The organism is Arcobacter venerupis, assembly GCF_013201665.1.
GTDB lineage: Bacteria > Campylobacterota > Campylobacteria > Campylobacterales > Arcobacteraceae > Aliarcobacter > Aliarcobacter venerupis.
In genome coordinates this window covers 2,424,690-2,450,195 of sequence record NZ_CP053840.1, presented here as the reverse complement: position 1 = coordinate 2,450,195, position 25,506 = coordinate 2,424,690, and the positions used below count along the sequence as shown (strand labels likewise).

26 protein-coding genes and 1 tRNA gene are annotated in these 25,506 nt (G+C 25.0%); 11 read left to right on the top strand and 16 right to left on the bottom strand.

Annotation, left to right across the window (positions count from 1 at the left end):
- Nucleotides 1–123: 123 nt before the first annotated feature.
- Nucleotides 124–573: a Fur family transcriptional regulator gene (locus AVENP_RS12115; RefSeq protein ID WP_128359152.1), complete on the top strand. Its 450-nt coding sequence runs from the start codon at nt 124–126 to the stop codon at nt 571–573.
- Nucleotides 574–608: 35 nt separating this feature from the next.
- Here the strand turns inward: AVENP_RS12115 and AVENP_RS12110 are convergent, their stop codons facing one another.
- From AVENP_RS12110 to AVENP_RS12095, 4 genes are all read right to left on the bottom strand, one after another.
- Nucleotides 609–1,106 (bottom strand): flavodoxin, encoded by a 498-nt coding sequence (locus AVENP_RS12110; RefSeq protein ID WP_128359151.1) that lies wholly within the window; start codon nt 1,104–1,106, stop codon nt 609–611.
- 20 nt (nt 1,107–1,126) lie between these two features.
- Nucleotides 1,127–1,888: a hypothetical protein gene (locus tag AVENP_RS12105; protein ID WP_128359150.1), complete on the bottom strand. Its 762-nt coding sequence runs from the start codon at nt 1,886–1,888 to the stop codon at nt 1,127–1,129.
- A complete protein-coding gene (locus AVENP_RS12100; protein WP_128359149.1) occupies nt 1,878–2,216 on the bottom strand; it encodes a DUF2325 domain-containing protein in 339 nt (112 codons plus the stop codon). The genes AVENP_RS12105 and AVENP_RS12100 overlap by 11 nt, the downstream gene beginning before the upstream one ends.
- 291 nt (nt 2,217–2,507) lie before the next feature.
- Nucleotides 2,508–3,005 carry a transglycosylase SLT domain-containing protein gene (locus tag AVENP_RS12095; RefSeq protein ID WP_128359148.1) on the bottom strand — a complete coding sequence of 166 codons (498 nt, stop codon included), beginning with the start codon at nt 3,003–3,005 and terminating at the stop codon, nt 2,508–2,510.
- Between the two features lie 164 nt (nt 3,006–3,169).
- Between AVENP_RS12095 and AVENP_RS12090 the strand changes: the two genes are divergently transcribed.
- Nucleotides 3,170–3,379 carry a hypothetical protein gene (locus AVENP_RS12090; RefSeq protein WP_128359147.1) on the top strand — a complete coding sequence of 70 codons (210 nt, stop codon included), beginning with the start codon at nt 3,170–3,172 and terminating at the stop codon, nt 3,377–3,379.
- 25 nt (nt 3,380–3,404) lie between these two features.
- Here the strand turns inward: AVENP_RS12090 and AVENP_RS12085 are convergent, their stop codons facing one another.
- The 3 genes from AVENP_RS12085 to AVENP_RS12075 are packed head-to-tail and all read right to left on the bottom strand — an operon-like array spanning nt 3,405 to nt 6,031.
- Nucleotides 3,405–4,124: a carbon-nitrogen hydrolase family protein gene (locus AVENP_RS12085; RefSeq protein ID WP_128359146.1), complete on the bottom strand. Its 720-nt coding sequence runs from the start codon at nt 4,122–4,124 to the stop codon at nt 3,405–3,407.
- Nucleotides 4,099–5,508: a phosphomannomutase/phosphoglucomutase gene (locus AVENP_RS12080; RefSeq protein ID WP_128359145.1), complete on the bottom strand. Its 1,410-nt coding sequence runs from the start codon at nt 5,506–5,508 to the stop codon at nt 4,099–4,101. The genes AVENP_RS12085 and AVENP_RS12080 overlap by 26 nt, the downstream gene beginning before the upstream one ends.
- Entirely contained in the window at nt 5,498–6,031 is a 534-nt protein-coding gene (locus AVENP_RS12075; protein WP_128359144.1) for a methylated-DNA--[protein]-cysteine S-methyltransferase, read from the bottom strand. Before AVENP_RS12075 ends, AVENP_RS12080 begins: the two co-directional genes overlap by 11 nt.
- Nucleotides 6,032–6,072: 41 nt before the next feature.
- Here AVENP_RS12075 and AVENP_RS12070 point away from each other — a divergent pair, with 41 nt between their 5' ends.
- Both AVENP_RS12070 and AVENP_RS12065 read left to right on the top strand, forming a co-directional pair.
- On the top strand, nt 6,073–6,753 hold the full coding sequence (locus AVENP_RS12070) for a response regulator transcription factor (protein ID WP_128359143.1): 681 nt from the start codon (nt 6,073–6,075) through the stop codon (nt 6,751–6,753).
- Entirely contained in the window at nt 6,746–8,062 is a 1,317-nt protein-coding gene (locus tag AVENP_RS12065) for a sensor histidine kinase (RefSeq protein ID WP_128359142.1), read from the top strand. The genes AVENP_RS12070 and AVENP_RS12065 overlap by 8 nt, the downstream gene beginning before the upstream one ends.
- Here AVENP_RS12065 and ccoG read toward each other — a convergent pair.
- Nucleotides 8,059–9,384, bottom strand: coding sequence for a cytochrome c oxidase accessory protein CcoG (gene ccoG / locus AVENP_RS12060; protein WP_128359141.1), 1,326 nt, complete (start codon nt 9,382–9,384; stop codon nt 8,059–8,061). The genes AVENP_RS12065 and ccoG overlap by 4 nt on opposite strands.
- 130 nt (nt 9,385–9,514) lie before the next feature.
- Here ccoG and AVENP_RS12055 point away from each other — a divergent pair, with 130 nt between their 5' ends.
- On the top strand, nt 9,515–10,216 hold the full coding sequence (locus AVENP_RS12055; RefSeq protein ID WP_128359140.1) for a hypothetical protein: 702 nt from the start codon (nt 9,515–9,517) through the stop codon (nt 10,214–10,216).
- A 66-nt stretch (nt 10,217–10,282) separates the two neighbouring features.
- On the opposite strand, the gene AVENP_RS12050 is transcribed toward AVENP_RS12055, so the two are convergent.
- The 4 genes from AVENP_RS12050 to AVENP_RS12035 form a co-directional block, all read right to left on the bottom strand.
- Nucleotides 10,283–12,217 (bottom strand): glycoside hydrolase family 17 protein, encoded by a 1,935-nt coding sequence (locus AVENP_RS12050; protein ID WP_128359139.1) that lies wholly within the window; start codon nt 12,215–12,217, stop codon nt 10,283–10,285.
- A gap of 72 nt (nt 12,218–12,289) precedes the next feature.
- Complete coding sequence (locus AVENP_RS12045) at nt 12,290–13,522, bottom strand: glutamate-5-semialdehyde dehydrogenase (RefSeq protein ID WP_128359138.1); 1,233 nt, start codon at nt 13,520–13,522, stop codon at nt 12,290–12,292.
- Nucleotides 13,523–13,539: 17 nt separating this feature from the next.
- Complete coding sequence (locus tag AVENP_RS12040) at nt 13,540–13,839, bottom strand: hypothetical protein (protein ID WP_128359137.1); 300 nt, start codon at nt 13,837–13,839, stop codon at nt 13,540–13,542.
- A 144-nt stretch (nt 13,840–13,983) separates the two neighbouring features.
- Nucleotides 13,984–14,202 carry an XRE family transcriptional regulator gene (locus AVENP_RS12035; RefSeq protein WP_128359136.1) on the bottom strand — a complete coding sequence of 73 codons (219 nt, stop codon included), beginning with the start codon at nt 14,200–14,202 and terminating at the stop codon, nt 13,984–13,986.
- A gap of 320 nt (nt 14,203–14,522) precedes the next feature.
- Here AVENP_RS12035 and AVENP_RS12030 point away from each other — a divergent pair, with 320 nt between their 5' ends.
- Together AVENP_RS12030 and AVENP_RS12025 are read left to right on the top strand one after the other, a co-directional pair.
- Nucleotides 14,523–14,837: a hypothetical protein gene (locus AVENP_RS12030; protein ID WP_128359135.1), complete on the top strand. Its 315-nt coding sequence runs from the start codon at nt 14,523–14,525 to the stop codon at nt 14,835–14,837.
- Nucleotides 14,838–14,844: 7 nt separating this feature from the next.
- Complete coding sequence (locus AVENP_RS12025; protein WP_128359134.1) at nt 14,845–15,252, top strand: hypothetical protein; 408 nt, start codon at nt 14,845–14,847, stop codon at nt 15,250–15,252.
- A 2-nt stretch (nt 15,253–15,254) separates the two neighbouring features.
- Here AVENP_RS12025 and AVENP_RS12020 read toward each other — a convergent pair whose 3' ends face one another.
- Complete coding sequence (locus AVENP_RS12020) at nt 15,255–17,156, bottom strand: mechanosensitive ion channel family protein (protein WP_128359133.1); 1,902 nt, start codon at nt 17,154–17,156, stop codon at nt 15,255–15,257.
- Between the two features lie 460 nt (nt 17,157–17,616).
- On the opposite strand from AVENP_RS12020, the gene AVENP_RS12015 reads away from it, so the two are divergent.
- Nucleotides 17,617–19,572 carry an ATP-dependent nuclease gene (locus AVENP_RS12015; protein ID WP_128359132.1) on the top strand — a complete coding sequence of 652 codons (1,956 nt, stop codon included), beginning with the start codon at nt 17,617–17,619 and terminating at the stop codon, nt 19,570–19,572.
- Nucleotides 19,559–21,541 carry a UvrD-helicase domain-containing protein gene (locus tag AVENP_RS12010; protein WP_172664306.1) on the top strand — a complete coding sequence of 661 codons (1,983 nt, stop codon included), beginning with the start codon at nt 19,559–19,561 and terminating at the stop codon, nt 21,539–21,541. Before AVENP_RS12015 ends, AVENP_RS12010 begins: the two co-directional genes overlap by 14 nt.
- Before the next feature lie 340 nt (nt 21,542–21,881).
- Here AVENP_RS12010 and AVENP_RS12005 read toward each other — a convergent pair whose 3' ends face one another.
- Both AVENP_RS12005 and AVENP_RS12000 read right to left on the bottom strand, forming a co-directional pair.
- Nucleotides 21,882–22,397 (bottom strand): N-acyl amino acid synthase FeeM domain-containing protein, encoded by a 516-nt coding sequence (locus AVENP_RS12005; RefSeq protein WP_228201881.1) that lies wholly within the window; start codon nt 22,395–22,397, stop codon nt 21,882–21,884.
- A gap of 95 nt (nt 22,398–22,492) precedes the next feature.
- Entirely contained in the window at nt 22,493–22,639 is a 147-nt protein-coding gene (locus AVENP_RS12000) for a hypothetical protein (protein ID WP_153802241.1), read from the bottom strand.
- A gap of 173 nt (nt 22,640–22,812) precedes the next feature.
- Between AVENP_RS12000 and AVENP_RS11995 the strand changes: the two genes are divergently transcribed.
- Both AVENP_RS11995 and AVENP_RS11990 read left to right on the top strand, forming a co-directional pair.
- A complete protein-coding gene (locus tag AVENP_RS11995) occupies nt 22,813–24,645 on the top strand; it encodes a 7TM diverse intracellular signaling domain-containing protein (protein WP_172664304.1) in 1,833 nt (610 codons plus the stop codon).
- Entirely contained in the window at nt 24,638–25,336 is a 699-nt protein-coding gene (locus AVENP_RS11990) for a response regulator (RefSeq protein WP_128359127.1), read from the top strand. The genes AVENP_RS11995 and AVENP_RS11990 overlap by 8 nt, the downstream gene beginning before the upstream one ends.
- Before the next feature lie 36 nt (nt 25,337–25,372).
- On the opposite strand, the gene AVENP_RS11985 is transcribed toward AVENP_RS11990, so the two are convergent.
- Nucleotides 25,373–25,457 (bottom strand) — tRNA-Leu (locus AVENP_RS11985).
- Nucleotides 25,458–25,506: the final 49 nt, after the last annotated feature.

The window sequence follows — 25,506 nt, the reverse complement described above, 5'->3', positions numbered from 1 at the left end:
TAATGATTATTATAATACAATTAAACTTTCTTATCATTTATATATCAAAAAGATGCAATATTTGTAAATTTTTGTTAACTTTAGGTATACTAGATAGTTATAAAATTTTAAGGGTGAATTTTAATGTTAAATGAAAATACTAATGAAGAAATTATTGATGAATTAAAAAAGATTGTTAAACAAAAAGGATTAAAATATACAGAACAAAGAGAGATTGTTCTTAGTATTTTATTACATGCAAAAGAACATTTAACTGCAGAAGAAGTATACAATGAAATCAAAAAAAGGTATTCTGATTCTAATATAGGGATTGCAACAGTATATAGAGCTCTTAGTTTTTTAGAAGAAGTGGATTTAATTGCTTCAATTACTTTTGGAACTGATGGTAAAAAATATGAAACTAATTCAAAATCTCATCATGATCACTTAATTTGTACAAGTTGTGGAAAAATAATTGAATTTATGGATGATGAAATAGAGAAAAGACAAGATAAAATTGCAAAAAAGAATAAATTTAAAATTTCAAGTCATTCAATGCAGTTATATGGGATTTGTGAAGCTTGTCAAGAATAAAGATTAAGAGGAAATCTCTTAATCTTATAGTATATTTATAAAATCTCTTCTCTTATTGTATTGGCCCAATCTTTAATTCTTTTATCTGTTAAATCACTTTGATTGTCTTCATCAATTGCTAATCCCACAAATTGATTATTCAATTGTGCTTTTGATGCATCATGATAATAACCATCACTTGAAGTAAAACCGATTATTTTTGCTCCTGAATTTGCAATTTGTTCATAAATTATTCCCATCGCACTACAGAACTCGTCACTATAACTCTCTTGATCCCCAAGACCAAATAATGCAATTGTTTTATTAGATAAATCTAATTTTGAAAAATCTCCCCAAACATCTTCCCAATCATCATTTAATTCACCATCTCCCCAAGTTGAACCACCAAGGATTAACTTATCATATTCGTTTATTTTATCAATTTTTGTACCTGCTAAATCAAATACTTCTATTTTATTTAATTCCAATGAGATTTTATTTGCTATCTCTTCTGAATTTCCTGTACTACTTGCAAAAAATATCGCTGTTGCCATTTTATTATTTTCCTTATATTTTAATTTTTAATTATTGATCTTAAAGAGTATGGAATTGCTTTAATTTGATACTCTTTATTTTTTAATTCATCTACAAAAACAGGAATCTGTTTTGTAAACTCATTATTTTTTGGATAAGCTAAATATATTTGATAATATTCACCTTTTTTAATAGATTTAATTGCATCTTCAAGTTCATCTTTGATGTTTGGTTTTTTAACTTCAATATCTTTCCATGAAGTATAAATTTTTAATCCAACAAAATCTTGTGATTTTATACATATTGAATCACCTAAATCAATTACTATTTTGTCACTATGAAGTTTTTTTATTTTTTTCAAAACAAATTCATGGAATAGTAAATGTTTATCAATAAATAGTTGCATTTTATTATTTATAAAGCAAAGTGAAATAATTTTTGCAACTGGAAGTAAATTTTTGTTTGAAATAACAATAGAATGTTTTGTGTTTTTATTTAAATAATTATTAATTATTTTTGTTGAATTAACACATAATTTAAAATTATTTATATTCTTTTTTTTAGTTGTTTTTATAAAACTAAAAGGCATCAATTCTTTTATTTTATGTGAAAATGCTTCTTTCAAATTTACTTTAGATAATTTAATTTGCTCATGTTTTGTGAAATGACATGTTGATTTCAAAATATTATTACTTAAACTTAAAAATAATTGTCTTAATCTAATTATTGAATTAAATTCATCAAAATCTTTTGGTAAGTACTCTTTGTTTTCGTCAAAACCTATAAAGTTATTATTTAGCATTTGAATCTCCATTACAATTTGCATAACAACTCGAACAGTCTTTGATTCCCATAATTTTCACATATTCTTCGTACACGCAAGAGATAGATCTTTTTGTACAGATAAAAGGAATATTTTTCTTTTTTGCTTCATTTTTATATTTAAGCATTGTATTATGATTCAAAAATGATGTAATCATTACAATGCAATCAGTATCTTGCGGAACTTTTTTCTTTGGTGCAGAAGATTTCTTTCTTGCATCCCAATGATTTATAGTTGTTGCACCTAAATCTTCCAACATTGAAGATATTTGCGAAATTTGATCACCACCAATAATTAGTACACTCATTTTTAATCCTTTTTAACAAGTACAACCAGTTGGTTTAACTAAGTCATTCTTATTTTTTATATCAAAACAATTATTCATTTCAAATCCTTTATATTGATAATCATTATTGAAATAATACACCAATGAATCTTAATTCTAAATTAATATTAAGAATGATTATCAAATATAAAAATAATAAAAAGAAGAATTGGAAAATAAGGAAAATTTGATGACTTGAAAGTAATGAAAAATTAGGTGATTAAAATATTATGAGTTTTAAAGAAGAATAACTAGGAAAATCCTAGTTAAATATTAAACTTCAACTTTTTTAAGTTCTCGAATAATTGAAGCTATGTCTTCAGAGTATTTTTTAGCTGCTTCTGAGTTATATTTCCAACCACCGTTGTAGCTGCTCCAAACTTTTGCCCAATTGTTATTATGAACTTTTTTCCAAAATGTAAGTTCATCAATTGCATTTTTTGTAGCAAATTGAAAATCTGAAATAAGTTTCATTGCTAAAATATTTCTATTCATAGAAGTATCTTTAGCATTTTCTCTACTAATAACTGTTTTTATATTCGCTTGATATAAACCATAATCTTTTGTATCTACATTTACTAGGTATTTACCCAATCCAGATTCTTTAATTGCAATTGCCATTAAAGAGTAACTTAAACCGTTTTTCTTACCATGTTCTTTTATTTCTTTTAGAGTATTAAGCTCTTGTGGTGTAAGGTTATTTATGTCAAAATCTGATGCAAAAACATTAGATATAAATATCAGAGATATTAAAATAATTTTCAATCTCATTGTCTTCTCCTTTGTTTTTTCTTAAATTAAGTGCGTGATTATACTTTAAAATGAAAATATTGTCAAATATTACTATGATTTGCTTGTTTTTAGGGGTTCGCTTAATAAATTATTTAGCTTCATATCAATATAATTCCAAAAAAATTTAACGAAAATGAAACACATTGGAAAAGAAAGAGTTTAAAAAAATAATTAAAGAAATTGGCTTTTCTTCTCAAGGTAAATTTGCAGAAGAAATAGGTGTAAAAGCAACAACTTTTACGACATATAAAGTGATTCCAACTCATATTAGAAGAATTACAAAACTAGCATTATTAGCAAAACAAAATGGAGTGAGTTTGGAAGAAATAAGAAATTCACTAAAAGTAGATTAGAGAAAAATCTCTAATCAATACAAAATTATCTATCTAAACCAATATTTATATATTCTCTAACTTTTTTTATCTCATTTAAATCAAAAAAATCTTCAATTATCTCTTTTTTATCATCTTTTCTTACAATTCCAAATGGATTTATAATCGCACTTCCTTTTGCCATATCATCATCTGCACTATTACATGCTATTACAAAACATTGATTTACTAAAGCAAGAGATTTAGAAATAGTTTCATAATGGTCTTTTCTTTTTAACCCCCACATTGCAGGATTTAAAATTATATCAGCACCTTTTATTTTTCCCCAAAGTTCTGGAAATCTAAGTTCAAAACAGATTAATGTAGCTATTTTTAATCCATTTATTTCAATTATCTTAATATCTTCAATATTTCCAGCAGAAAAATGCTCAAGTTCATTTCCTAATGGGAAAAGTTTTACTTTTGATTGGCTATGAATAATTTGTTGATTATGAAAAATATGTAAAGTATTAAAGAATTTTTTATTTTCTTCTTTTATAAATGTTAAAGCAATTGTTTTATTTTTACTTAACTCTTTTATCTCTTCAATTGCTTTTATAGAAAAATCAGCAGCTTCTTGCATTTTGTCATAGGCAAATCCACTTAGAGCTAATTCTGGAGCTAAAATAAGTGAATTATTTTCACAAGAATTTATAAGCTCTTGTAAGTGGGTCAAATTATCTTGAAAATTTGGTGTTGTTTTAATTTGTAGTGCTATTAATTTCATCTATTACCTCATTTAATAAATTTTCTACAGCCTTTTTATAACTCATCGCTGTGGCAAAGCTTGTGGCTTCATATTTTGTCATTATTAAAGCATTTGTGTTTGAAGCTCTAATCAACGCCCAACCATACTCAAAATTGATTCTAAGGCCATCTATTTTTAAAATATCTTTGATTATTGGAAAACCTCTTTGAATTTCATTTAGTTTATTTTCTATTTTTTCTATGATTAAAAACTTTTTATCTTCTAAAACTTCTATTTCAATATTTGAACTTGTATAAACTTTCGGAAGTTTATCTAACTCTTCATCTAAATCTATTCCTTTATATAAAAGCTCTAAAACTCTAAATGTTGCATATATTGCATCATCGAAACCGTAATATCTATCATTAAAAAAAATATGCCCAGAAACTTCGGCAGCTAAATCAGCATTTAACTCTTTTAGTTTTAATCGCAAGTTTGAGTAGCCTGTTTTATCCATAATAGTTTTAGAAGTTTGATTCATTTCATTGAATACATTTTGTGAATAGGTTACTTCTCCAATAATTACTGGATTTTTCATAGTTTTTGAAAAAAGTAGGGCTAACATATCACCTTTGATATTGTATTTTTGTGTTAATACAGCAATTCTATCTGCATCTCCATCATAGGCAAATCCTAAATTACAATCATCTTTAAGTAGAGTTTTTAAATCTTCAAGATTTTTTTCATTTGTCGGGTCTGGATGATGATTTGGAAATTCTCCATCAGGAATTAAATGCAAAGCTTGATAGTTTAGATTTAATTTATCTAAAATTTCACTCAAAACTGTATTTGCAACACCATTTCCACAATCAATTGCAAAAGGTACTTTAAAATTTTTTAGATCTGAAAATTGATTTACCATATAATCTACATATAAACTTTTTGCATCTGTTTTTATGCAAGAAAAATTATCAGGGATTTCTATAGTTTGATTTTCTAGGATTTTGTAATATAAAGCTAAAAGTTCATCGCCAAAAAATGGTTCATTATTAATTGTGATTTTAAAGCCATTATATTTTTTTGCGTTGTGACTTCCTGTTATCATAATTGAAGCATTTGGTTTTATTTTATTCCCATCTATTAAAAACTCTTGATAAGAGGCAAAATAGTTTACACCAGTTGCCACAAGTCCAATATGTAAAACTTTACAAGCAGATAAATTTAATCCTGAAATCAAAGCTTCAAATAACATATTTGAGTGGGTTCTTACATCATAACCTACAACAATATATGGAGTTTGTTGAACTTTTTCTTTTATATAAAGACCTAAATAATATCCAATCAATTTTGAATTTTCATAGGTCAACTCTTCATTTACGATACCTCGAATATCGTATTGTCTAAATATCGTTTTATTTATCATTCTTCTCTAACTTTAATAAAAATTCTTTTTTTTCAACACCACTACTATATCCACCAATTTCCCCATTAGTTGAAATCACTCTATGACAAGGAACAAGTATAGCTATCATATTTTGTCCATTTGCATTACCTACAGCTCTATAAGCTTTTTCTTGATTTATATTTTTTGCTTCATCTTTATAAGTTATTGTTTTTCCATAAGGAATTTTGAGTAACTCTTTCCAACATTTTATTTGAAATGGTGAACCGATTAATTGTAAAGGTATTTCAAATGTTGTTCTTTGTTTTTTGAAGTATTCTTCAAGTTGAGTTTTTAAAGCTTCAAATATTTCACAATTGCTAGGAATTACCTCTGCATCCAAAATATTTTTTAAAGTTTGGATTTTAGCTTCAAGATGAAAAGGCATAAAAAATGTAAGCATTACAATACCTTTTTTTGAAGCAGCAGCAAACATTTCACCAATTGGGGTTGAAAATGTTGTTGTTAAAATTAACTCTTTTGTTTGGGTTTTATATTCTCTCATGGCGGAATTTTATCATAATCATTTATAAGATATAATTTCAAATGATAAAAAAATTATATAAAAATATAAAAATTTTGTATGTTGAAGATGATGAGATTGCAAGAGAAAATGGTATTGAGTATTTAGAAAACTTTTTTGAGCAAATCTATGAAGCAAGTGATGCAATTATTGCTTTACAATTATACGAAAAACATAAACCAGATATTATAATCACAGATATTCAAATGCCAAAATTAAATGGTTTAGAGTTTGTAAAAAGAATTAGACAAAAAGATAAAGATACTCAAATCATTATTATCACTGCTTTTTGTGATAAGGATTATTTATTAAAAGCAATTGAGTTAGGACTTGTAAAATATCTAGTAAAACCAGTACGTGAAAAAGAGTTTGAAGAAGCTTTGTTTTTATGTATAGATAGTTTAGAAAATAATCAATCAAATATTGTAAAACTACAAGAAAATATATATTTTGATATGTTTAATAAAAACTTAGTAATTGAAAATGAAATTGTAAAACTAAGAGCAAAAGAGCTTGTTTTTTTAGAGCTCTTAGTAAAAAATAGAAATAGATATGTAAGTTATGAAGAGATAGAAAATTATGTTTGGAGCGATAGTGTTATGACTAAAGATGCTTTAAAAACATTAGTTAAAAATCTAAAAACTAAAATCCCTAAAAATCTAATTTTAAATCTTACAAATAGTGGTTATAAAATAGATGTCTGAAATAAATCTCATTCTTTTTTATGGTATAACTTTTGGTATATTAATAATGACAATAATATATACATTTATTAGATATGTATATTCAAAAGAGATATTTTATATAAGTTACTGTTTTATGCAAGTTTTTTCTTTAGTTTATATTGTCTCTTATAGTAAATTATTTAATATTGCAGTTTTGGTTCAAGAGTTATCTTTAGTATTTGCAAGTCTTAGTGCTATGATTTTTGCTATAAATTTTTATGAAGGAAAGTTTTTACCAAAAATCACAAACTATAAAGAGTTAATAATTAACACTTTACTTTTAAATGTTGTGATTTTAACAGCTGTTTATCACTATCTTTTATTTGAATATATTCCTTATACTATTATTTATGCAATTTTATTTATTTCGATTATTTTTAACTTAAAAGATGGATTTAAACCAACACTCATTTATGTAATTGGTTGGTCTGTTTTATGTATTGTTTTATTTGTTTTTGATTTTAAGGATTTTTATATTCAAAGTGGATATTTTGATATTGTTCTTGTTGTTTTTACACTAGAAGCAATACTTTTTACAACTTCAATAGCTGCAAAATATAATGAATTAAAAAATGAAAATAAAAGTTTTGAAAAGATGATTTTACAGCAATCAAAATTTGTAAAATCAGGGGAAATGATTGCTAATATAACCCATCAATTTAGACAACCTTTAAATAATATCTCATATATATTAATGAATCTGAAAAAAAGGTTTAATACTCAAAAATTAGACGAAGAGTATTTTGATAAAAAAGTTTTACAAGCGAATGAACAGTTGCAATTTTTATCAAAAACAATAGATGATTTTAAAGATTTTTATACGCAAGATAAAGAAAAAAAGCTTTTTAGTGTTAAAGATGCAGTTCAAAATGCTACAACAATATTAAGTGCAGATTTAAAAACTAATAATATAACTTTAGAATCAAAGTTTGAAGTTTATGAAGAGATTAAAATATTTGGAGTAAAAAGTGAACTTTCACAAGTTTTAATTGCAATTATTTCAAACTCTATTGATATTTTGAAAAACATAGAAAATCCTAAAATAAAAATTAATATATCAGCAAATCAAGCTGAGGTAATAATCTCTTTAGAAGATAATGGTGGCGGAATAAAAAGTAAAAACTTAAAGAAGATATTCGAACCATATTTTACAACTAAAGAAGAAGGAACTGGAATTGGCTTATATCTTTGTAAAATGATTATTGAAGAGAGTTTTGCAGGAAAAATTTTTGTTGAAAACAAAAAAGAGGGTGTTTTATTTTCCCTCTTTATTGAAAAAGCTCTTTAGTTTTTTGGATAAAAGAAAGCTATTTGTCTTAAGATTTTTATTTTCTCATTTTCTTGTGTAAATATTTCTATCGAAACTTTTGATGGTTTTTTCTCTAATTTTTTGAAATCATCTGTAGTTTCTAAAAGTAGAATTTTTTTAGTTTTTTCACCAGCTTTTAGTTTAACACTTTCAAATCTTTTTATTTTGAAATCTTTGTCATCAAGTAATCTAATATCAAAAGTATAATCTTTATCTTGAGTATTATGAATAGTTAAAATATAGTTGTTTGAAATAGTACCATTTTCTTTAACGCTATAAAGTTCTGTTGTTTTATTAACATTTACTAAAAAATTCTCTTTTTCTAGTGAGAAATAAAATGCTAAGAATATACATAAAAATAGAGATACAAAATATGTTGTATTCTTTTTAGTAAAAATAGACACATTCTTTTTGTTTAAAATTTTGTTTGTACTTCCCCAATGAATTAGTGACTCTTTATTTAATTTTCCCATAACACTAGCACATGCATCACTACACTCAAGGCAATTTATACACTCAACTTGTAAACCTTTTCTAATATCAATATGAGTAGGACAAACTTTTACGCAAGCTTCACAAGTTGTACACTCTTCATTTTTACTCCACTCTTTTACTTTAAAGATTGATTTAACATTATTCTCATAAACTTTTCCACCTCGGTTGTAATCATAATTTACTTGTTTTGTGTCATCATCATATAAAACAGATTGAATTCTAGAATATGGACAGATATAAACACAGAAATTTTCTTTCATAAAAACTATATCATATACTAAAAATAGGGCAACTGTTAAAATAAATATAATCATAAAACTGTGATCTAATGGATTTTGTAAATAAACAAAAAAGTCTTCAGGTGGAATAAAATAAAGCATGAAATTTGAAGAAATTATTAAAGTAATCACAAACCATAATAAAACTGCAATATATTTTTTTATTTGATTTGAACCTTTACTATAATCAATATCTTTTTGTTTATTTTTAATTCTTCTTAAATCAAGAATTGTACTTTCGATTAAATCTCTATAAATTACTCTAAACATAGTTTGTGGACAGCTCCATCCACACCAGATTCTTCCGAACATTGAAGTTAGGGCAAAAATTCCTATGAATAAAAACATAAGTAAAAATGGCATAACATAAAGTTCACTAACACTATATACAAGACCTAAAAAATGGAATTGTAATTTATCAAAAGACAATAATAATAAATGATTGTCATTTATTGTTATAAAAGGCACTAACATTATAAATAGTGTTAATGCAAAGTAGACAAAATATCTTTTTTTAGAATAAGTCATAAAAGCTCCTTTTATTTTTATTATATTAAGTAAAAATAGTGTTCATTTGGTGGTATTTATTAAATTTTTGTATTGCTTTATTTAGGGGATTAGATGTATAATTCGCTCAATTTAGACAGAGGATAAAAGAGTGGGAAAATCAAAATATATTTTTGGATTTTTATTATTTGGGGTAGTTGGTTTATTTGCTCAATCAAATAGATATGATATTAAATCAGCTATTGTTGAGTACGAAATTTCAGGTAATGGTGATGTTATGGGAAGTGAAGCATCAGTGAGTGGAAGTAGTAAGTTATACTTTAAAGATTATGGACAATTAGAATTATCAGAAGATAAAATAGTTCAAATTGTAACAGATGATAAAGAAGAAGAACATAATATTACAAAAATAGTTGGTAATAAAATTTATAATGTTGATTTTGATGAAAAAGTAACTTATCAACAAGAGATGGTTGTAGATGAAGAGAATCCTTTCTTAAATTTAAAAAATAGCGAAACATTAAGTTCTATGGGAGCTAAAAAAATTGGTTCAGAAGAAATTTTAGGTTACAAATGTGATATTTGGCAATTAGGTGAAGATAAAATTTGGATTTATAATACAGTTCCATTAAAATTTGTAAGTAAATCTTTGGGAATTATTCAAATACAACAAGCAAAATTAGCTGTATTTAATATTGATATTAAAGATGATAAATTTAAATTACCACCATTTCCTGTAAAAGTTATGGATGATGTATTAAATAATAATTCAGAAGTTCCTGAATTAAGTCCTGATCAAGAAAAAATGGTAGAAGATATGATGAAACAAACAGGGAAAACTTACTCAAAATAGATAAAAATTTGTACTAAGATTTATAAAAAAGATTATAAATTTAGTACAAAATATTAATAGCAAAACCTAAGAGTTTAAAACTTTTAGGTTTTTTTCTTTACACAAAATCATAGTAGTTAAAATAAATGCTATTGATCCTACAATTGTATTAAACATCATAATAGCAAAAATAGATATAAATAAAGCAGCAAGTATAAATTGTTTGTTTCTAGTAACTAAAGCAATAATTGCACTAAAAATAGCAATAATTCCAAACACTCCAATATATCCTAAGTATCCAATTTCATTTTTAAAGCCACAAAGCAATGTGTCATCATTTAAATTACATTGAGCGATAATATCTTTATCTGAAACAAATCCATATCTAAATGAAGCTGCAATTGCAAAAAATACTACAATATACTTAATTACATTTTTTAAACTACTAAATGAAGTATCTTTGCTTCCTCTAAATAGTATAAAAGTGAAAACTAAAGCTATCATAACCCAAATATTTGAGAAAATATTTAAAGAACCTTCATTATAAAATGTGATTGCTGTTGTTATTAAAAGAATTAAAAATGATAATTTTTCAAACTCTTTAAACTGCATATTTACAAATTTCCCACCATAAAGTAAAACAAATGAAATAGCAGAAATAGCAAATATATAAACTTCAAAATTTCTATATCTTCCTTCAAATGCAAGGATTATTGTTGAAATTAATACAAAAATAAATGATGAATAAAATAACATCATTGGCAAAGTATTTGTATTTATATGTTTATCTTTGATAATTTCTCTAATAGCAATAATTTCAGGTTTTGTATTTTTAGCAATACTTGAAAGTGCAAAATAGTAGATGAAAATATGTGTTATTAAAACCAAAGTTGCCCAAACAACTTCTCCACTTGACCTAACTGTTATATCAAACTGTTCCATTTGTAACATATATAAAATTGCAAAAAGTGTATTTACAACACTAAATAGAACTACTTTTTTTGTTGAAATAGTTGAATTTTTTAATAAAAATGAAAAAACTAAAACAAGTAATAGTGAACCAAATCCTAAATATTTATAATTTGGAAAATCTGAAACATCTCCTGTAAATACATGTTTATCAACTCTGTCTTTGTCAAAAAATCCCCAATATCCTCCAACAGCACCTTCACTTTGTCTTTTCCATGGTTGGTCAAAAGCTTCAATAATGTTGTAATTCCAGTTTTTTTCTTGTGCTAATTTTACAAATTCTCTCACAAAGATGGCTTGATTAGTTTTACTTGGAAGTGCATCTTCCCTCATTCTTCCCTCAGATGGCCAACCTGTCTCTCCAATTAAGATATTTTTATCTTTTAATATTGCTTCAACTTCTTCTCTTACATTTGCTAAATGTTTAATTGAATCACTAATATTCATTGGATCATCTTCCCAATAAGGAAGAATATGAATCGTTACAAAATCTGTAACTTCTCTAATATTTGGATATTTAAGCCAATATTCCCAAACATCTGCATAAGTAACTTGAGTATCAGGAAGTGCTGTCTTTACTTGTTTGATATATTTATAAAGTTGTTTATCAGATAAATCACCTCTTAATAAGGCTTCATTTCCAACAATAACCGCATTTACTATATCTTTATTCTCACTTGCTAGTTTAATTAAAGTATCTAGCTCTTTTTGTGTTGATTTTTCATCTCCATTTACCCATGCACCCATAAGCATTTTTAGATTATGTTCCCTAGCAATTTTAGGAACCATTTCTAAACCTACTGTTGAATAAGTTCTAATACAATTTGTGTATTTAGAAAGTAATTGCAAGTCATTTTTAATAAGCTCTTCTGAAATTACTAAACCTTTATCCATCATAAAAGGTGAATCATCTTTTCCAAATGGAGCATAAGATACACATTGAAGTTTTGAAAAAGTACTTGAATTATCTTTTAAAACTAAAACAGCCCCTAAAATATACCAAAATAGTACAACAACAAATAAACTTGCTAGTGTTAATGATACTTTTTTCATTATATTTTCACTATAGCTTCAAATGAAGCTTCTACATAATTTTTCTTTGACATTTTTTTCCTAATTATAAAATTATCTAACTTGACCAGAACCATAAATTTTGTATTTAAATGTTGTTAAGTCACTTATTCCCATTGGTCCTCTTGCATGAAGTTTGTTTGTTGAAATACCAACTTCAGCCCCTAATCCAAAAGCTCCACCATCAGTGAATCTTGTACTTGCATTTGCATAAACACAAGCTGCATCAACTTCATTTAAAAATTTATTTACAGTTGAATAATTTTCACTTAAAATTGCTTCTGAGTGTCCTGAACCATGTCTTTGAATATGAACAATTGCTTCATCAACATTTTTTACAAGTTTAATATTTAAAATATTAGCTAAATATTCTGTATCATAATCTTCAAGTGTTGCTGGAATTACTCTAATATATTTTAGTGTTTCACTACAACCTTTTAAAATAGTGCCTTGTTCTGCAAATGCATCTTCAAGTCCAGATAAAATATATGGTGCAATATCTTCATGTATTAAAAGTGTTTCCATTGAATTACAAGCACTTGGTCTTTGACATTTTGCATTTATTGCAATATCAATTATTTTCGCTGGTGCTGCATCTTTATCCACATAAATATGACAAATACCTTTATCATGTTTTATAACTGGAACTGATGAGTTTTCACTTACATATTTAATTAAAGCTTCTCCACCACGAGGAACAATTAAATCTACGTATTTGTTTTGTTTTATAAGTTTGGCTACACCTTCTCTACTAGAATCTGGAAGTAAAGATATTGCTTGCTCTGGAAGTTTGTTTTTTGCTAATACTTCTTTTAAAACAACAGCAATTGCTTTATTTGAATGTTCAGCTTCTTTTCCACCTTTTAAAACACATACATTTCCACTTTTAAAACAAAGTGCTGCTGTATCACTTGTAACATTTGGACGGCTTTCATAAATAATTCCAATTACACCAATTGGAATAGATACTTTTTGGATGTTTAAGCCATCTTTTGTAACCCAACCATCTAAGATTCTTCCTACTGGTTCAGTTTGTGATGCAATTTGTCTAATTGCATCTGACATCTCTTTTACTCTCTCTCCTGTTAAAAGTAATCGGTCTTGTAAAGCTTCACTTAAATTATTTACTCTTGCATCTATCATATCTTTTTCATTGTGTGAAATGATAAAATCACAGTGATTCATTAAAGCATCAGCCATTTCATTTAAAACTTTATTTTTAACAGCAGTACTTAGGTTCGCAATAGTTCGGCTAGATCTTTTAGCCTCTTCTAAAAATGCTTGCATAATAATTCCTATAAAATTTATTTTTTGTTGTCAGGTATAAATTTAAAAAATAGATATAAAACACCTAACATAACTATGATTGTAATAATACTCATAACATTTATTTCAACTTCAGGACCAACACCTCTTTGGTAGTTTTTAGGCATAAATAAAAACATGGATGAAAGTAACATAAAAGACGAGGTAATAACTGCAATTAAATGTGCAAAAATTTTATGAATTTTAGTGATATAAAAATCTTTTACCATTTTCCATGTTAAAAATGCAGATGTAAGTACTATAAGAAGTACAATAATTTTTTCATATTGTGGTTCCAATAATAATCCTTTTTATAATTTGAGTATTTTATGTATAATATACTTAAATAAGCCTTTTTTAAAGCTTTCTAGCATAAAAAATTATTCTAATATTGTAAGAATTTATTTATTATAATCATTTATATTTTAATCTAATAATTTATATTATTTACAAATACCACTATCTTTTAAAATCTCTTTTATTTGTTTGCATTTTTTATTATCAATATATAAATTTAGCCAAGATTCAACCCAATATGGAACATTTCGTCCATTATTTCCCCATGAGTTTACACTTTGATATTTTAATCCTAAATATTCTGAAAATGTTCGTTTATTAAAATCGGCTTTTTTTAATAATTTTTTGAAATTTTCTTTTTCCATATTTCTCCACCAAATAGTATGCAAAAGTATATCATAAATTAATAATAAGTATGTAAATAAATATATATTTAAGTATATTATTATTTTAATAAGCATATAATTTGCGTGTATAAAAATCAAGGAAAACAACATGAGAATTAAAGCCTTTTTAACAAGTGGTAGATTTAAGATTATTAGTGTGTTTAAAATAGATGACATAAAAAACATAGCTGCTGTTTATCCTAGATGGGAATATGTTTTGTAATTACCCTATATATTTATAGTTATTATTTCATTAATGTATAAATGTTAGAATAAACAAAAAAATTAATGGATAAATTATGGGAATTAAAGAGATACTAAAAGAGAACTCAAATAAACTATTAAGTATTGCTAGTGAAAATGCTACAAAAGCTTTTGATTATCCAAAAATTAAGAGTCAACAATTAAAAGAATCAATAAAACTAAAAATAAGAGAAAAAGCCATATTAGCTACAAAAGCTAGATTAGTTGAAAATCATAAAACATTTGATGATTATAGTGATGAACAATTAGAAATTATAATTGCAGATGAAGAGAGAAAAATTATTGATGATTTAAAAACCAAATCCCTTGTTGTTGCCCTTGCTGCTCTTGGGCTTAACTTTATTGTATAGAGTATAAATGTTTAAACAAGTTAAATCTGCATTTTTTTGGTACTACTTATTTAAATTTAGAAGAAGAGTTATCTTAATTGTTTTACTTTTAATAATTGCTTTTTTTGCAAATGCAATTTATGGCGATGTTATTGAATATTTAAAATTAAAAGATAAGTTAGCTTATTTAGAAATTGCACTTATTTCAAAATGGGTAATTATTATTTTTAATATTGTTTTTTCAGTTTATCTTCTTTTGACAATGTTTAAAAAAGAAGATAATAGTGATGACAAAAATTTAAAAAAAGACAAAAAGACAAAAATCAAAGAACCTAAAAAAGAAGAGCAAAAAGAAGAAAAATTTACTCAAAGAGAAAAAGAGTTTTTATATAAAAAAACTCTTCAAACCAAAGCTGATTTTTTAGTAAAAAAATAAGATTAAATATTTTCTTCTATTTTCCCATCTTGTTTCATAAATATAGTTTGTGTTGGATATGCAAATTCACAATTGTTTTTTTCAACAAGTTTTGCAATTCCTATCATAACATCTTGTTTCGTATCAAGCCATTCTTCCCATACAGGACTTTTTGAAAAACAATAAACTAAGATATTTATAGATGAGGCATCAAATTCATCAATAAAAACTAAAAGAGTGTTTTTAATACCATATAAATCTTCTCTTTTTATTGCTTCAAAAGCTTTTGTTTGTGAAATATTTATATTGTGATTAGTAGCAATTTTTGGATGAGATAGTAACATATCAAAAATATCATTTTTAAGATTTATAATATCTTTCATTTTATTTTCATAACTAACACCAATTGACATTTTTATTCGTCTTCCAATTACCCTTTTTGACCAATTTAAAATATGTGCATTTGCTATTTGAGAGTTTGGTACAGTAATCATTGCATTGTCAAAAGTTCTAATTCTTGTAGTTCTCATTCTAATATCAACAACAGTTCCCTCGAAATCTTTTGTTTTAATCCAATCACCTTGAGAGAATGAGTTATCAGTCATGATATTTAATGAAGCAAAGAAGTTAGCTAATGTATCTTTAGCAGCAAGTGCAATAGCAATACCCCCAACTCCAAGTGATGCTGCGATTGCTTTTACATCAATTCCAAGTTGCGTGAATAAGAATAAAATTACCACTAATATAAGTAAAACTTTGATTATTTTTAGTATAAAAACAATCATTTCTTTTCTAACATTTTGATATTTTTCTAATAAATTCTGTGCATAGATTGTAATACTATTATTTAATATAGAATATATTGCCCAAGTTAATAAAGCCATATACATTGTATTTATCCAAGGAATAATATGATTTAGTAATGTTTGGTCTTTTATTAAAATAAAAAGAGAAAGTTGAATAGAAAGAAGATATAAGCTATAAATTAAAGGTGAATTAATAGCATCTTTTAAATAAAAGATTACACTTTCTTCATCTGCTGTTTCTTCTTTTATAAATATTCTTGAAATGAAATTTGCGATTAATGCAATTACATATTTATTGATTAATCTAAAAAATAAAATGATAAATAAAACAACAACTGCTTCCCCAATTGAAAAATTTAAATGATATGAAGTTAGTGAAGATAAGAAAGAGATTCCTCTAATATTATCAATTTTATTTATCATATATTTTAGATTAAATTCATCAATAAAAAAGTTTGAAGTTCTTATTTTTTGCATATTTGTGTATAAGTATTGTAAAACAAATAGTTGTGTATGTTTTTGGTTATAAAGATCAATATAATTATTTACAAAATCACTTGAAACTTTATTAGTACTATTTTTTGACTCACTTTCATAGATTAAAGTATAATCATCAAGTTTAAAATTTTGAATTAATCTAATATTATCGAGTAGGGTATCTTCAAAATATTTCTTATTTCTAAACTCTTGTTTTCCGATAATAATATCTTTTAACGTAGTCTCATAAGCTGATTTCTCTTTTAAGTAAGCAACTCTTAGTTCATCTCTTTTTATTGCTATTGAATTGTTTTGAATATTATTAGCATTTATTCTATTGTTTAAAAAAAGAATCTCATTTTCATAATAAGTTTTATCAGGAAGACTTGTTAAATAAGATTCATTATTTATATTATCAATTACATCATTTATTAGTTGAGTTTGTGCAGCTATTTGGTCTTCTATTTTTTGAGCAATAGGAGCATTTATGCTCTCCTCAACTGGTGTTGGTTCAACTGCTACAGTAGTTGGTGTTACTTCTTTTATTAATAATTTTATTGGAGTTGTGGGAATATTATCTGAAAATAAAAGAATTGGGATTATTAAAATAAAAAATATTTTTAATAAAATTTTTTGGAACATTTAGTTTTCCTTTTGGATTTATAATTTGCAATTATATTGTTATTAGGCTTACTTTAATATATTTTCATGGTATCAAAAAGTTATAAATGAATAGTAAATAGCATGAAAATAAAGGGATAATATCTAATTTATTAATACATAGCTTTATATTTAAAAAAGAATAACCATGATTTTGAAATAAAAGTATAAAAAAACATGTGACACCGCGTGTGACACTTTTTTGATAGGATATTGGTTGATTATTGGGGAAGAGTGGTATTTTTAAGTTTTGGATTTATTTTGATTGATGTTTTGGTCAGAATTTTAGAGGTATTAGAGTTGTAGAGAACTAGCTCAGAAATTAAGTAAATAATGAAGATATATTTTTACATAGGGACTTATCAATAGAGAGAATTGAATAGAATGTTTGAAATCTGGTATGAATTTATTAAATTTTTATAATATATAACAAAGGAATAATGTGAAAATAGAAAGTATAAAAATAAAGAATTTTAGGTTATTAAAAGATTCTGTATTAGAAATGAAAGATGGTTTATCTTTACTAATAGGAAGAAATAATAGTGGGAAAACTTCACTTTTAGTTTTGTTTGAGAAGTTTTATAACAATGAAAATTTTACTTATGATGATTTTAGTATATCTTTGCGTCAACAAATTGATAATATTGATATTTATACAAATATTTTAGAATTAACTATACAAATGATTTTAGAAATAAAATATGATGAATCTGATAATCTAGAACATTTATCTGAATTTATTTTGGATTTAGACCCAGCCAGTAATACCGTAAAAATACTTTTTGAAGTAACAATAAAAAAAGAAAAAATATTACCTATTTTAGAATCTTTAGATAGCCAAGATAAAAAAACTAGATATTTAAAGAAGAATTTACAAAATCATTTAAAAACAACTATTTATTCATTTGAGAATGATGATGATTTACTAGAAGTAAATCGTTATAAATTAATAAAAAAAGATTTGAAGCAAATTAAAAACATCATAAATTTCCAAATAATTCATGCAAAAAGAAATGTTTCAAGTTCAGATGATAACAAAGGTAAAAAAATACTTTCAAGTATGACTACTAAGTATTTCAATCAGAAAAATTTAAATAATCCAAATTTTTCTAATATAAATGACCAAATGATAACAATGGATGGATTGTTAGATATTGAATATACTGAAAAATTTAAAGATTTTCTAAAACTCGGTAAAGATTTTTTAAATATTGATACACTAAAAGTTGTATCTGACCTAGAATCAAATGAGGTTATTAATAATTCTTCAAAGGTTATTTATGGTGAAAGTTCTAATCATTTACCTGAACATTTAAATGGATTAGGTTTTATGAATATTTTGTATCTTCTTTTAGATATTGAGATGAAAAAAGAAAGTTTTAAAGAAGAAAAAAAAGCTATAAATTTACTTTTTATTGAAGAACCAGAAGCTCATACTCATCCTCAAATGCAATATAAATTTATTGATAAAATTAAAGAAGTTTTTAAAAGTATTGAAAATTTGCAAACAGTTATAACAACTCACTCTGCACAAATAGTATCTAAGTGTGATTTTAAAGATATAAGATATTTATTAAATATCCATGAGAATATAAAAATCAAAAATTTTCATTCAGAATTAAAAGAACTATATGGAACTGAAGAGGAAGAATTTCAGTTTGTTGAACAATACTTAACACTTCAAGCCTCAGAATTATTTTTTGCAAATAAAATAATATTTATTGAGGGAACAACAGAAAAAATGTTACTTCCATATTTTATTAATAAATTTGATAATGACAGAAAAGATATTCCTAATTACATACCTATTTCTTCTCAAAATATTTCAATTTTAGAAGTAGGGGCTAATGCAGAAGCTTTTGATAAATTAGTAAGATTCTTTGATATTCAAACTTTAATAATCACTGATATCGACACAACATTTAAAACTCAAAATCAAACGGGAAGAACTATTTACAAAGGACATAAAGTTGATGGTGCAACACATACAAGCAATCTGACAATAAGAAAATATTTTAGTTCACCTGATGTTAATAACAATACTTTTGCTAATTGGTTTGAAAATTTAAAAAAAGAATCTATATCAATTAATAATAGAAAAATAAAATTGTCATATCAAATTGAAGAAGATAATTATCATGCAAGAAGTTTTGAAGATGCTTTTATTAAAGTGAATTTACAAAAGCTAATTGATAATAAAAGCGTTTTACGAGGTTTGAAAAATGATGATGAATTAATAATTAGAGATGATATTTATGAATTAACTGAAGAAATTTTAGATAAAAAATCAGATTTTGCATTTTCTTTATTGTATTTGGCATTATCAAAAAATATAGATTGGGCAATGCCTCTTTACATCAAAAATGCTTTAGAATGGATTCAAAATGACGCCTCTTGATAGTATTAAACAATGTATTGAAGATAAAAAATGTTTTGTTCTTCAAGGTGGTGCTGGTAGTGGTAAAACAGAAACATTGAAAAATGTTTTAGAATATATATCTGAAAATCATCCCAATAAAAAAGTTGCTTGTATAACACATACTAATTTAGCAGTTGGTGAGATAAAATCTAGAGTTGGTGATAAATATACTATTAGTACTATACATTCATTTCTAAATTCAATAATCAAAGATTATAAGAAGAATATTTTTCAATGTATTTTTGAACTTTTTAAAGTTGAACAAATTGAGCGTAAAGAGATAGAATTTTATAGTGGTAATGTAACTGAACAGAGAAAGAAAGAACACGAAAAATACAAAAAAGTTTTTGAAAAATATGCTAATAAGCTTTTTACTGTCACTACTGAAAAAATAGGTAATCCCGAAGGAAAAAGAATTTATGATGTTGATCCAGTAACATATAATACAAATTTAAATACTAAAATTGAAGCATTAAATGAACTTATAAAAAGCCAAATAGAAGCAAAAGACTACAATAAGATTCAATATAATGAAACTCGATTTAATAGTTATAATGATTTAACTTTTGGACATGATGGGTTATTAGAAATTGCGTATCAACTTTTTAGCTCTTTCCCTAAAATTGGTAAAATTCTTCAAGATAAATTTGATTATATTTTTATTGATGAATATCAAGATACCAATGAAAAAATCATAAAAATCTTTTTAGAGCATTTGCTTCAATCTGATACAACAGTAATAGGATTATTTGGGGATGCAATGCAGTCGATTTATAAAGATGGAATAGGAGATGTTCAAAATTATATTACTGATGAAACTTTAGAAGAAATAATTAAAGAGGATAATTATAGATGTTCTGTCCAAGTAGTTGATTTTATCAATAATATAAGAACAGATGGACTAAGCCAAGAAGTTCAACTAAAGCATGATGAATCTACTTTGGATGAAAGACAAGGCAATGTTACATTTTATTATTCTATTGTTGATAGTAAGCCTACAACTTATTCAACTCAAGAAATCAAAAATCAATATATCGAAAAAATAAACAGTTTAATCGAACTTGCAAAAAACAATCAGCCCAATTCAAAATTTTTAATGTTAACAAATAAATCTATTTCGATTGAGTCAAATTTTCAAAATCTTTATGAAACTTTTGCACAAAGATATCAAGAACCAAAAGAATATATTGATAAAGTATTGATAACGTTACAGCTTATAGATTTAGTAGAACTTTGTCAATCCTATGAAAAGGGGAATTTTAATTTTATATTGAGTGAATTGAAAAAAGTTGGATACCCAATAAGAACTATAGCAGATAAGCAAAAATTAAAAGAAAATATTGAATATTTGTTAAATTTTACAGGTGGTGCAATTGAAGCAGTAATTTATGCTTTTGAAAATAATTTAATTAAAAAATCTGAGTCTTTTGATGCTTTTTTATCAAGAAGAGATGTCTTTTTAACGAGTTTAAATAATGATGAGTATAGAACGTTTAAAACAAATTATACTTCTGAACAAAATACATATACAAGAATGACAACTACTGGAGTCGAAATAGAAGAAGAACGATTTAAAGAGTTAGAAAAAGAATTAAAAAAAGAAAAATTGTTTATAGATTTATTTTCACCAATTGTTACTTTTGAGGAAGTGGTCAATTATTATAATTATATTAGTGAAAAAGTTGAATATATAACAATGCACAAAACAAAAGGCTCTGGAATTGAAAATGTAATTGTTGTTTTAGATGAGTATTTTTGGAATGAATATGATTTTAGTAAAATTTTTGATACTACAATTAATGATGTTAAAAAAATTGCAAGTCAAAAACTTTTTTATGTTGCTTGTTCACGAACCAAAAAGAATTTGACTTGTATAAAGTTAATTACACAAGATGAAGAAGTATTAATTAATCAATTTTTCTCAAATGCAACGGCGGTAAGTTTATAATTTTAAAGTTTAGTTATATAAAGATAAGAAAATAGAAGAGGAATCCAATGGTGGAATGAAAATGATATTTTTGAATTCATAGATTGAAGTAAATGGCAACAAAAGAAGTATAAATATAGACCAAATACTAAAATTTGGAAAGATGGCTCAAAATATTATTTAGAAGTTGAAGGTATGGATGAAAAAATAGAAGTAATCCAACTATAAAATAGGATTGGGTATCCCAATAGAAAATTTTATTTTTAAAACAACAGTTAATTATGAATCCTCCAACATTACTAAAAGTTAGTACACCAGTACTAACTTTTAGCTTATTTATCTTAAATAATTTCAGATAATCTTACGACAAAAAAGCTTTTTTAAAGAAATTAGAAACCTCTTTATATTTCCATGAGGTGATTATAAAATTTGAGTTTAATTCACCATAACTTTTGACCTCTTGTTCGATTTCAAAACCACCAAATTTTGAGTAAAGTTTGAAATGCTCATTTTTTATAACGGATACTGCTAAATCCATTTCATTTTGTGAAAGGATGAGGTAGGTTCCTTTTGTGAGATTTTTAAAGTCAAGATTTAATCCATTTTGTTCATGTTTTATGATTAATCTTGAAACTTCTAGGATTTTTTTGTAGTCTTCTCTTAGATTAGAAAGAGAAGTTTTTTCTTCGATTGGGAATCTTTTGGATGAATCAAAAATTAATCGGCACGTTCCTGAGATTTGTTTATTCGATTTAGTATATAAAATTGCTGCATTTTCATCATAGTTATCAAAGTTTAGTCCATCTATTAAATCTGGAAATTCTCTATTATAATTCAATCTACAATAAACATCACTTCTTAACTTATAAACTTCTATTATTTCTTCTGCGGTTGTGGCTAAGTGGATATTTTGATTTTGATTATCCCAAGATAATCTTTTAGAAAATTGAATATTTTCTTCAATAATTTCTTCTAAAATAATTTTTTTTTAAAAATATCCAAAGCTTTTTGTTGTTCTTGATAAGAGTTGTCTGGAAAATAATTCAAATTATTTAACATAGTTCTTTCAACTAACTCTTGTAAAGTATTTAAAGAAAGATTTCGATTGATGTGTACCATATTGGTCCTTTTTTATAAATTTAAGGAACAATATTGCAAAAAAGTGTCACATTTCATGTCACATAAAATATATCTTAATACTAAAAAAATTAATTCAGAATTATTAATACAAAAAATAAGCATAATTAAAATACAATCTACTTTTAAATATCAAGTAATTATCAGGAATTTTTTTGAGTATACTCAGAGTGTTGGTGCTTCTTTTTGTCTTTTTTGTATATTCAAATGCTTTTGAGATTTCATCAAATGTCCAAAAATATAATATATTAGATAAATCTGATATTTATATTGATTATTCACAACAGTTGAATTTTGAACAAATTAAGAGTAAAGAATTCACTAAAAACAGTGAACAATCATTAAGTTATGGATATTCACCAAAGTTTAATGTTTGGATAAAAATCACACTTTCGAACTTGGAAAATAGTACTCTACATAAAATTTTAGAATATTCAAATCCTTTAACAACAAATATTGAACTTTATGATTCTTCTGAAGGTTTAATAAAAAAAGAGGGTTTATTTAATATAAGTGAAAATAGAAAATCTTTAAATCCAATCTTTAGAATCAAAATACAACCTTATGAAACAAAAACTTATTATTTTAAAATAAATTCATCTATTACAACTTTGATAATAAATTTAAACCTTTGGGAATTAGAGCCTTTTTATCAAAATGAGATTTTGCATCAATCTATTTTAAATTTCTTTTTTGGCGCAATGGCGATTCTTGCTATGTATAATTTGTTTATTTACTTTTTCACAAAAGATAAAAATTATTTATTTTATGTATTTTATATTGTTGGTATCATCTTTCATCACTTATTATATGTGGGAGTAGGTTATTTGTATATTCCTAATGCTAAAATAATTGAAATAGTAATTGGCTATTCCTCTGTAATCGTTGGAATTCCAGCCTTTGCATTGGGTTTATTTACAAGGTCATTTTTAGATACAGCAAAATATCCAAGATTTGATAGAATACTTAAAATATATCTTTATCTTTTTCCTTTCATGATTTCAATTTTTCTTATCACGAATGATTTTAATAAATATCGTAATATCTTTTCTGTTGTATTACTCATACTTTTGTTTATTATTACTATTTATGCCACATTCAAAAAGAATAGACAGGCTTATTTTATATTGTTTGGTTGGTGTATTTTTATATCTGCTGGAATGTATATGTATTTAACAAGTTTAGGGTTATTTAATGGATATAAGATTTTCCCATATTATGTAGAAATATCTTTAGTTTTAGAAGCAATAATCTTTTCAATTGCTCTCACAGATAAAATCAAACAATTACAAAAACAAAAAGATTTTATTGCAAATAAATTTTTGATTCAACAAAAAAATGAAAAGCAAAGATTACAAATAATTGTAAATGAAAAAACAAAAGACTTAACCTTCGCTCTAGAAGAAAAAGAGTTGTTATTAAAAGAGTTAAATCATAGGGTTAAAAATAATATGCAAACAATTATCTCTTTGATTAGATTGCAGTGCATTGATATTGAAGATGAAAAAATACAAGATATATTCTTAACTGTTCAAAATAGAATAAAAGCTATGAGCCATTTACATGAACTTTTACATGGACAAAATAGTGTAACAACAATTGATACAAATGAATATTTTAAAATATTAATTGAAGAGTTACAATATAGTTATGAAAAAAATATTAAAATAATTTATGACATAAAAACAAATCTTAAAATAGATAAAGCAATTTATTGTGGTTTGATTTTAAATGAACTTATTACAAACTGCTTTAAACATGCTTTTAATTCTCAAGAAGGAACAGTTCATATTTCATTAACTCAGACTGATTCTTTAATTGAATTAAATGTTAAAGATAATGGAAAAGGTTTTGATAACGCTAAATCAAGTGATTCATTAGGATTAGTTTTAGTTCAAACTTTAGCAAAAGAACAATTAAAAGGTTCATTTATTATTGAAGCTAAAAATGGCACAAATGTGATTATTTCATGGAGAGATAATGGATAAAATTAAGATAATGATAGTTGAAGATGAAACAATTGTTGCATTGGAAATAAAAAAATCTCTTATCAAGTTAGGGTTTAATATTACAAATAGTGTAACAAATTATTATGATGCAATAGCTTTTGTTTTAGAAGATGAACCAGACATTATAATTATGGATATAAATTTAAATAATAGTAGAGATGGTATTGAAACTGCAACTGATATAAAAAAAGTTAAACCAGCTGTGGATATTTTGTATTTAACAGCTTTTAACGATAATGAAACTCTAAAAAGAGCTTCTTTAACAAATCCTGTTGGGTATCTTTTAAAACCTTATAGTTTTGAAGAGTTAAAAACAACTCTTTATTTGGCAATTTATAAAAAAGAAAATAAGTATAAAAAACTAAACTATGTTTCTGAAAATATTATATTGTTTGATGAAGATTATTATTTTGATAGAAATTCTGATGAACTTTATTATAAAGAAGAAAAGATTAAACTTACACAAAAAGAAGTAATTCTACTAAAAATTTTAATAGAAGCAAAAGGCAATATTGTGCCATTTAATGTGCTTGAGAATTATGTTTGGCAAGATGAATTGGTATCAAAAGGTGCTTTTAGAACTTTATTATATAGATTAAGAACTAAGTTAGAACATAAATTTATAGAGACTTTTCATAGTACAGGTGTAAAAATAAATATTACTAAATAATATATATGAAGAAGAAAGTTTGTTTGAAATAAAAAGTGGTGCGGTTAGCGAGATTTGAACTCGCACACCCGTAGGGCACTACCACCTCAAGGTAGCGTGTCTACCGTTCCACCATAACCGCACTTCTTAAATTTAAGTTTTAAAAATAAGGTTGGAATGTTACTATCATA